Annotated in this window: 7 protein-coding genes; 4 read left to right on the plus strand and 3 right to left on the minus strand. The window is 58.1% G+C overall.

All coding sequences use genetic code 11. The features are described 5' to 3' along the window. Positions 1 to 355: hypothetical protein (locus tag ACGLHR_RS50510; protein ID WP_400103500.1), on the minus strand; the 355-nt coding region annotated here is incomplete at its 3' end. A gap of 365 nt (positions 356 to 720) precedes the next feature. Continuing rightward, positions 721 to 1,005, minus strand: coding sequence for a hypothetical protein (locus tag ACGLHR_RS50515; protein WP_400103502.1), 285 nt, complete (start codon positions 1,003 to 1,005; stop codon positions 721 to 723). A gap of 781 nt (positions 1,006 to 1,786) precedes the next feature. Between ACGLHR_RS50515 and ACGLHR_RS50520 the strand changes: the two genes are divergently transcribed. Next, positions 1,787 to 2,149 carry a hypothetical protein gene (locus ACGLHR_RS50520; RefSeq protein WP_400103504.1) on the plus strand — a complete coding sequence of 121 codons (363 nt, stop codon included), beginning with the start codon at positions 1,787 to 1,789 and terminating at the stop codon, positions 2,147 to 2,149. Positions 2,150 to 2,765: 616 nt separating this feature from the next. On the opposite strand, the gene ACGLHR_RS50525 is transcribed toward ACGLHR_RS50520, so the two are convergent. Continuing rightward, positions 2,766 to 3,464 carry a hypothetical protein gene (locus ACGLHR_RS50525; protein ID WP_400103506.1) on the minus strand — a complete coding sequence of 233 codons (699 nt, stop codon included), beginning with the start codon at positions 3,462 to 3,464 and terminating at the stop codon, positions 2,766 to 2,768. Positions 3,465 to 3,750: 286 nt separating this feature from the next. Here ACGLHR_RS50525 and ACGLHR_RS50530 point away from each other — a divergent pair, with 286 nt between their 5' ends. From ACGLHR_RS50530 to ACGLHR_RS50540, 3 genes are all read left to right on the plus strand, one after another. Further along, positions 3,751 to 4,071 carry a hypothetical protein gene (locus tag ACGLHR_RS50530; RefSeq protein ID WP_400103508.1) on the plus strand — a complete coding sequence of 107 codons (321 nt, stop codon included), beginning with the start codon at positions 3,751 to 3,753 and terminating at the stop codon, positions 4,069 to 4,071. A 90-nt stretch (positions 4,072 to 4,161) separates the two neighbouring features. Further along, positions 4,162 to 4,428, plus strand: a complete 267-nt coding sequence (locus tag ACGLHR_RS50535; protein WP_400103510.1) for a PepSY domain-containing protein — start codon at positions 4,162 to 4,164, stop codon at positions 4,426 to 4,428. 21 nt (positions 4,429 to 4,449) lie between these two features. Next, complete coding sequence (locus ACGLHR_RS50540) at positions 4,450 to 5,001, plus strand: cytochrome b/b6 domain-containing protein (protein WP_400103512.1); 552 nt, start codon at positions 4,450 to 4,452, stop codon at positions 4,999 to 5,001. Positions 5,002 to 5,453 lie beyond the last annotated feature (452 nt).

The following is a 5,453-nucleotide window of genomic DNA, read 5'->3' on the forward strand; positions in this document are numbered from 1 at the left end:
CCGCCCCATCACAAGGAGAAAACCCATTGACATAAAATTCCAATGCAAATCTGTCCGATGAAACGGGGCAACCCCAAACCCCTGTATGAATCCACGAATACACTCCCGCCCATTGGCAGCCTAAAGTGCCAATAGAAGCTGGGAGCATCATCATGCGAAAAGCCGTGGCGATTTGCGCCTTGGCTGCGTGCGCTTTTGCATCCATCGAATTGCGACCACGAAAAGCCAGGAGAAATCGGGAATGAAGCACCGCGCAATCGGTAGGGCCATTGTCGGCACGCTGTTCTGCGCCGTCTCGTCGGCCTTTGCCGCAGCGAATGTCGATATTGGCGTTGGCGTTCCTGGCGTCGCACATGCGGAACCCACCCCGGTCTATGTCGCGCCCCGCCCTGTCTATGTCGTTGTTCCAAGCTCACGATACTCACCCTATAGGGGTGAAAGCGAACAACGGGAAGAATACTGGCGTGAACGGAGGTGGCGCGAACAGGAAGAGCATAGCGACCAAGGCCATCGCGGCCGTGAGGAACACAGCCAACACGGACACGGAAACTGACACTGTTCACCAGACCGAAAAAAAGCCCGCGAGGCATTAGCCATGCGGGCATAAATGGTAATCTTCTTATTTCTTTAATGACGAACTTGTGCCGGAGATGAATTTGTTGCACTTCTTGTGAATCGAGTTTATTTCAGCCTTTGTGCTCTGGTTCAACACGACAGCCTTCAAAAACGATGCCCTGTGACAGCCAGGAAAAGACGCCAAAGCTGATTCAAACTTGAGACAGCAGCTTGAGTATTGTTCCCTTCTGCCATAGGAAATGCCGAGCGCTCCGGCTTGGGCGACTCCAGCACCTGCGTTCCGATGAGACATCCCTCACGCAGTTCGGGCTGTTCCTGGCCTTTTGGCGTTGAATGCAAGTGCTTGCGCTTGTGCTCGAGCGGCCTGCGCCGCCTCTCCCCCTTGGGCGGCGCGCTATTGGCGTTCGCTCCGGCATCGAATCCGAGCACTTCTACTTCTATTTGAAGCCTCAATCTCGATTCATATCGGAGGCAAACGCCGCAATCCATTCTGAGTGGACTAATGGCCTCCTCCATTGTGGCCCCCGCCATTTCCGCCGCGAACCATACCTCGACCGCCACCGTGGCCCATACCTGGACCGTTGGCAGGGCTGATAGCCGGACCACCGCCGATGGCCATACCCGGACCGCCGGCATGGACCATACCCTGGCCGCCACCAGCGCCCATAGCCGGGCCATTTCCTCTGACCATACCCGGACCGCCACCGTGGCGCATACCTGGACCGTTGCCAGGGCTTATAGTCGGACCACCGCCGAGGGCCATACCCGGACCGCCGACATGGACCATACCCTGGCCGCCACCAGGGCTCGTAGCCTGACCACTGACAGGTACCGTGCCCCGACCGCCAGCGTGGGCCACACCCTGGCTGCTGCCAGGACCCACAGCCTGACCACTGCCAGGGACCATACCCGGACCGCCGCCATGGGCCATACCCTGGCCGCTACCAGCGCCCATAGTCGGGACATTTCCAGGGACCGTACCCGGACCGCCGCCATGGGCCATACCCTGGCCGCTACCAGTGCCCATAGTCGGGACATTTCCAGGGACCGCACCCGGACCGCCGCCATGGGCCATACCCTGGCCGCTACCAGCGCCCATAGCCGGGACATTTCCAGGGACCGTACCCGGACCGCCGCCATGGCCCATACCCTGACCGCTACCAGCGCCCATAGCCGGGACATTTCCAGGGACCGTACCCGGACCGCCGCCATGGCCCATACCCTGACCGCTACCAGCGCCCATACCGGGACCGCCGCCCGGGCTCATACCCGGACCGGCGCCATGGCCCATACCTTGACCACGGTCATGGAATCCGTGATGAAATCGGTGGTGCCGGCCGTGATGGAAGCTCCCGACGAAAATGGCGCTAAACACTGGAAACCCGCCATAGTAATATCCAGAATAATCTGGGTATCCATAATAGGGGTATTCGTAGTACGAGTATCCATAGTACGGGTGATCGTAATAGGGGTACCCATAATAAGGATAGGGATCGCTGGGAGTCCTGGAATAGCCTTCGGCGGTGTAGGTATCGTCGTAGTAGGCCGCAGTTGGAACTTCGCTGCATCCTGATAGAAAAAACAACGCCGAAGCAGCCATCGCGGCAGCGCGAATCGTGCTCATGGCTTACCCCCTGCCACGTCAAGTGAATCACGTCGCAAATGTTGCTGATGCTGTACACATCAAATTGGCTCCAACAGGCAGCCCTGTGACCAGCATCTCAACTCAGCCCCCCTTGGTACTGCGCCCACGCTATATAAAGCATGCCGTCAGAAGGGCGCAAAACTTGGACTCGTGGTGGATGCTCCCCTGGCAATCCGGCTTTTCTCATCCAGGCCCATTTGGGCCGAGCGTCTGAATTGTTTAGCCACTTTCGGTCAACTTTGGATGGAACAGCCCTTTAATTAAGTTTAGGCGCCACAGTGCATCTATGCGCTCCTTTGCGAGATTGCGACGACGCACATCTACGACCATGACGGCCCGCGAAAAGCTGGATATTATGAAATGAAAGACCTGCAATCATCGGAGCACTCGGCAGCGCTCGGCTCACTGTGACGTCTACGGCTCAAGCGCACGTGAACGTCGACATTGGCATAGGCGTCCCCGGTGTAATCTATGCTGAACCTGCGCTTCGCCTGTATATGCTGTGGGCGATCGCTGGCACCCACGGCACCACGCAGTCATCGGGTTAGTCTGACCTGCCGGGGCGGGTCGCGCTCGGGTGAGAGCTGAGACCGCAAGCTTGCGGTTGCCGCGTCGGCATGCTTGCTGCAGCAGCGACTTGCTCGACCACCAATGCAGAATTCTGCTGTGTTGATTCGTCCATCTCAGGCACAGCTGTGTGCGCCTCTAAACCGCACACCAAATCCTGGTTGCGAACGGGGATAAGACTCCGGAACGACTCCTCGATTTGCCCCGCCATCGACGGCGTGGCAATCTCCTGCAGTATCCCAAGGAATTCTCCGAACACCGCGTCGACGGAAGCTGGGTCCGTTGCTTCGATGAGCTGCCTCCTGACGGGGTGGTCCGTTGTACCGAACGTTCGGACCATTGCGTCCATCAGATACATCCTGGCCGCGGCAAGTGACCGCCTTTGGAGGGCCGCTTCGGACTTTGCGGATACAGGCGGCACTTCCGCAAACGACTGAACAGCAGGCTCGTCATCGGCTTCGCTGACTGTTCGGATGAAGCCCACATGCAGCAATTGGAACACTGCGCTCGCGTCTAGTCCGAGTTCCCCGGCACAGGCGAGAATCTCCTTCGAGCTGGTCCGGCCATCTACCATAATGAGGAGCGCGCGGCGGCGACCATCGAGTGCCCCCGACCGTGCTGCCACTTCCTGCCGACCTCTATCTGTTTTTTCCAACAGCCCAAAAAGACTTTCCATCACGCGCCCTCATTGCAGGTGGCGGCAAACCTAAGACCTCCAGGTTACATACGTGTGACAACCTGATGCACATACGCCGTGGCCTGTCGTCCATTGCCGTACCAGGCGACACACTTCCGGCACCTACTCCCCGCGGACAGATTTGGATACAAAATCGTGGGATGACCCCGTCAACGAGCATTCCGCTCCCCTCGTTTCTATTGACAACTGCCTCCGACTTTTCATGCCAGACCTTCCTATAGGGCAGTCCATTCAGGTAGGCAGTATTCACAGAGGATATGTAACCATGAGAAAGATTTTGTCGCTGGCCATCCTGGCGGCGGTCGCCGCCGTTGCATCTGCCGGCGCGCAGGCTCATGTGAATGTTGGTGTCGGCATCGGCGTCCCGCTACCCTTCGTCGCTGCGCCCGTGTACGCCCCCGCTCCTGTTTACGCTCCGCCACCAGTGGTCGTGGAGTCGCAACCTGTAGTGGTTGCGCCAGGATACTACGACGACTGGCGCGAGCGTGCGTGGCGGGAACGCCAATGGCGTGAGCAACGCTGGAGAGAGCATGAATGGAGAGAACGCCACCGCGAATGGCATCGCTGGCACGATGACGACGACTGAACTCGGGGTGATACTGCCAAACCTCTATTGTGAATTGCCATCGACTCCAATATGCTTGGCTGCCACAGACTACTGAACTGGAGAGCCACTATGCTGCGGATTACCTTGCTCGTACTCGCGGGCGTGTTCTCCACCGGCGCACTCGCCGGTGCTAAATGCGTCGCACATCCCAAAGCCGAATGGATGAAAGAAGCCGATGCCAAAGCGAAGATTGAGGGGCAGGGCTACAACATCAAAAAATTCAAAGTGGATGGCAACTGCTACGAAATCTATGGCACCACAAAGGAAGGCAAAAAGGCCGAGATTTACTACGACACCAAGACGCTGGATGTCGTGAAATCGGAGATCGGGAAATAGCGTTAGCCGATTGAGCTCAACATGGTGACAAGCACCGCGTCGGTACGCGTCTGGGATATTTTGGTTCGCCTGACCCATTGGAGCGTGGCGGCGCTTGTGTTGTGGAACCTGTTCGAGGACTCCGGCGGACCGCTGCATCGAGCCGTCGGATATGTTGCGGCGGGCCTCGTCCTGTTTCGCATTCTCTGGGGCTTCATCGGCACCGAGCCTGCACGGTTTTCTACTTGGGTCCCCACGCCCTCCGGCGTCATCTCGGACCTCAAAGGAACGATTGCCCGCCGGCCACCACGGCATCTAAGTCATACACCGCTCGGGGCGCTGATGATGCTCACAATGTGGACGCTCATCCTTGCGCTCGCGGTGACGGGGTGGATATCGAGGCTAGATAGGTTCTGGGGCGAGGACTGGCCGAAGGACGTTCATGGGCTATTGGCAGACACATTGATGGTGCTGATAGTCATACACGTCATTGCCGCCATCGCCATGAGCATGGTTCACAAAGAGAATCTCATCGTCGCCATGCTGACTGGTCGGAAACGACAGGCTAGGGACCATGAGGACCCCGCTATGTAGGCTTGCGAACAACCTGCGTATGCTCGCAACACCTACTCTCGCACAGCCGGTGCCCGCCAACAACCACGGACCGCAATGAAGGCTCGCGCGGCAGTCAAGGAGCTCGTGGAGGTAGTACTCAAGCCATTGCCACCTCTGGCCGTCCCTGCCTCGTTGTGCAATCAGTCCCAGGTACACCAAAGCACCCAGCCTGGAACTCGGGAACCAAGTACGGACACAGCCCTCCAATGCGAGAGATTATCAATCCGCGCACCAGGTCGAATAAAACTGAGGCGCCTCTGCGAGGGTGGACCTCCACTCTAATCGCAACCGCGATTTCCGGCTAATGACACACCGAACCTGGAGAAAGGCTACGTGTGGCATGTCCCCCTCAAACTATTGATCTTTCCGTAAATCATGACATCACCACAACGTTGCCTGAACCCAGCACGCGGCGATGATCGAAGGCCGGT

Source organism: Cupriavidus sp. CuC1, from assembly GCF_044627735.1.
GTDB classification, from domain to species: domain Bacteria; phylum Pseudomonadota; class Gammaproteobacteria; order Burkholderiales; family Burkholderiaceae; genus Cupriavidus; species Cupriavidus ulmosensis.